We start from the raw sequence: 3,151 nt of genomic DNA, 5'->3' as shown, positions 1-3,151 counted from the left end.
TTGGTCGTTGAGGTAGTAGTAGATTTGTCCACCACGACCTCGACCCACTAGTTGCGCCATCGGTCTAAAGCCTGTGCTGCTTGGTTCGTAGATGTAGCTTAGGCAGCGGTAGTTTTGGGCTTTTGTGTGTTCATTGCGGATAACTTCTACACTAAAATCCGCATCATCTGCATGGCATTCGGTAATAAGCTTATCGCCCAGCCAGAAGAATAGCGTTTTATCACCGGTTTGCATGTCGGTTTTGCTGATTCGTCGACCAAAGGCGTCATACTCATAACTGTGCACCGTTTCAACGGTTTGATGAAAGTCTTTATCGTACTCGTCCCAGTAGTGGCGGATTTTTTTAAATTCAATAAGCCGATGTTGACCATCCCATTTAAATTGATGCTCGGTATGTTGCCGTTTACCGCGTAATTCTCGAATCACATTGCCGTATTCGTCGTATTGATAATGCCGGTCACCTTGAATCAGCAGGCGGTTAGCTTTGAGTTTGTTGTGCAGCGCATTAAACTATGAGGTTTCAACTACAAGGTGGTCTGGAAACGTAAACGCTAATAATCCTGCCTCTTCAACCCGTTGTTTAAACTTTTCTGTCACAAAAACTCGGCCGATATCTTCTTCTATAGTAAATAAATATTCATCGGTGATATTATCAGCGATTAATACTACATGCTCTATCATTAAACCATTGGGCCATTGTTTATAAATTGATTTTTCTTTATCAAAGCAACCTTTTAAAACATTTGTCGGAAAGTAGCCCCAGAACTTCTTCCTTTTACTTGCTGTAATAATCGGTAAAACTTGCCCTCGAGAAAGAAAAATATCACTTAACGCCTCTAAAGCCCTTTCGCTCAACACATAAAAAGGCGCTGTAGATCCACTGATATCTAACTGATAATTCTTTCTACCATAATCATTAGCATATAGCTCCATAGTCACAGGTTGGTATTCCTCACCAAACGGTTGCCAATGATGATAAAGTGCCCTATCCATTGCTCTTCCTGCAATATCTTCTTGTCCATCAGGACAATTTTCAATAAATGAACTATAGTCCGACACATTTGATTCTAACACATAAACATCTGGTTTCATTGATTTTTATCCAATTTAATTAACTCACTTATGATTAAATGCAATAATAAGCACTTATGTTTTTTTCAATATCGTTTTCCAATTTGCGTTACGGTCAGCGTTTGATAAAATATTTGCGATGTTTTTTAATTCAGCCTCGATTGCTTCTTTAGTACCTATTTTATCAGCAATCTCAAGTCGTTTATTAACCGCATCAATATAGTCATTAGGATGACGACCGTTATGCATTATTCCTGGCAAGTTAGAGGTGTTTTTATTTGTTGGCAAAAATACGCCATTCATAGCACCGTTAATATCAATACCATATTTTTCTAAAATTTTTCGTGCCGGCTCTGCCCTTTTCGCGCCTTCGGCCACAATATGATGAGCAGCGGTGTTTTCTGGACGGTGCGGTATTCTATCGCAAGCTCGCCATAGGATTTGAAATTTCTGTCAAAAACTTTCAGGTAACTATGCGTTTTAGTATAAAATTGTTTTTTAGTTGGGTTGAGTTTTCGGCTTTTCTTAGTGCTAAATAAATAGCAAAAACAGCCTTTGGGTATGCTAAAAGGTATTGTATTTTTTATAACAATTATTCAAAACATATTGATTTTATTTGTTTTTTAAAGAACGATAAAGTAACGAAATAAAAAAGGAAAATCCTCGCTGCTTTAATGCAAGGATTTGGTACAAGCACGATTGCTTATTAGTCGTCAATTATTCTATTTTAAGGTAACCTGCGTTTGGGCTTTTCTGGCTCTGGTGTGGGTAATTTCCATGATGCTAATAAATCTAATTCGCCAAGAAAATTGTTGATATTATCAAGTTCGTTCTCGGGAACCTGCCATAACCACAATTTATCGCTTAATTCTTCAAGTGTACCATGGCTTGTATCACTTAATATCCAATCTTTCAACGTGGTATTATTTACACCAATCTCTAAATGATGGCAATTAATAATATTAGCGGTATAAACCATCCTAAGTCGCTTATTGTCATTTAATAATTTTTTGTCACGTAAAAAATAATATTTTTCATAAGGATATATAATAGTGTAATTAAATCCTCCTGCATACTCTGTTGCATTAGCTATATCATCACACCCTGAATATTTTATACCATAAGAAAAATAGTTTTGACGTGCAAAGTTCTTTATCAATTCCAAAACAATACCATCATGATCTAGTTTATTATCATATAAAATATAAATTTCGTCACGACTTCCAAAGTTTTTTGTATGATAAACCAAACGTAGATAACAAGTATCGTTTAATACATTCAATACATCAAAAGAGGTAGCCTCCTGTAGATTTATTTTACGTTTTAATCCCTTTAGGGATATATTAACAAAATTAAAATCACTGTAGGTCTTCCTTATTATTGGTTTAATATAACTAGCCTCTGTAATAGGAGTATTTAATGCCGAAAATAGTGTTTCAGCAAACTCTAACGCAATATTCGGTGAAATATTTTCTGTATTATACAAAACAATGCCACTGTACATAGCTAATTTCCCTCTTTTATACCTTTAATTAATAAATCTAACCGATGTTTTATATCTCTCGCATTATATGGATGCTTAAATAAGGAAATAGCACCCTCTCTATAGATCCCTAATTTCTCCATAGCCTTTTCATTACGATCAAATAATAGATCTAATTTACGTCTATCCGTTTTAGAGGCTATCTCTATCGCATGCACTTTCCCATTTTTATCGATAGCCATAATATCAGGTCTGCGTGCACTTGCTTTTGTTTTTAAAGCCATGTTATAAGAGCGATTTAAATATATTTCGGTGAACTGACCAGACATAGCCAGTTTATTAGCGATAACCTCTGAAAACTGGTCATGCCCCGGTGTTCCATCAACTTGTCCTGTTCCATATATTTTTGTTCTATTCACTTCTCGGACAGGGCAAATTTTTGCCAACCCCAACGGGTCAATCCAAGCCAGTGGATTAGGAACGTAGCTATAGGCGTTTTCGCCGCCGGCAAGTCCTATGGGTGATCCTCGCCAAAATATTAGACAGTGCCCGCCTCTATCATTTTTTCGTTTTGGTAATATTGTTGTTCATATTGTT

At 36.2% G+C, this 3,151-nt stretch carries 5 protein-coding genes; all 5 read right to left on the bottom strand.

The annotated features are described in order from the left end of the window. The coding region (locus J6569_RS10970; protein ID WP_296318478.1) for a hypothetical protein at window positions 1-426 on the bottom strand (426 nt) is incomplete at its 3' end. Window positions 427-510: 84 nt separating this feature from the next. Then, window positions 511-1,092, bottom strand: a complete 582-nt coding sequence (locus J6569_RS10965; protein WP_296318476.1) for a hypothetical protein — start codon at window positions 1,090-1,092, stop codon at window positions 511-513. A gap of 54 nt (window positions 1,093-1,146) precedes the next feature. Next, window positions 1,147-1,488, bottom strand: a complete 342-nt coding sequence (locus tag J6569_RS10960; protein WP_296318482.1) for an AHH domain-containing protein — start codon at window positions 1,486-1,488, stop codon at window positions 1,147-1,149. 310 nt (window positions 1,489-1,798) lie between these two features. After that, entirely contained in the window at window positions 1,799-2,575 is a 777-nt protein-coding gene (locus tag J6569_RS10955) for a hypothetical protein (protein WP_296318475.1), read from the bottom strand. 2 nt (window positions 2,576-2,577) lie between these two features. Next, window positions 2,578-3,006, bottom strand: coding sequence for a hypothetical protein (locus tag J6569_RS10950; RefSeq protein ID WP_296318473.1), 429 nt, complete (start codon window positions 3,004-3,006; stop codon window positions 2,578-2,580). Window positions 3,007-3,151: the final 145 nt, after the last annotated feature.

The sequence above is a fragment of the Gilliamella sp. genome, assembly GCF_024104075.1.
Lineage (GTDB): Bacteria > Pseudomonadota > Gammaproteobacteria > Enterobacterales > Orbaceae > Gilliamella > Gilliamella bombi.
Note: the sequence above shows the minus strand (reverse complement) of the source record. Positions and strands in the feature narration are given on the sequence as shown.

Coding starts and splice junctions, on each gene's coding strand:
- J6569_RS10965 (WP_296318476.1), bottom strand. CDS start 1,092: ATGAAACCAGATGTTTATGTGTTAGAATCAAATGTGTCGGACTATAGT.
- J6569_RS10955 (WP_296318475.1), bottom strand. CDS start 2,575: ATGTACAGTGGCATTGTTTTGTATAATACAGAAAATATTTCACCGAAT.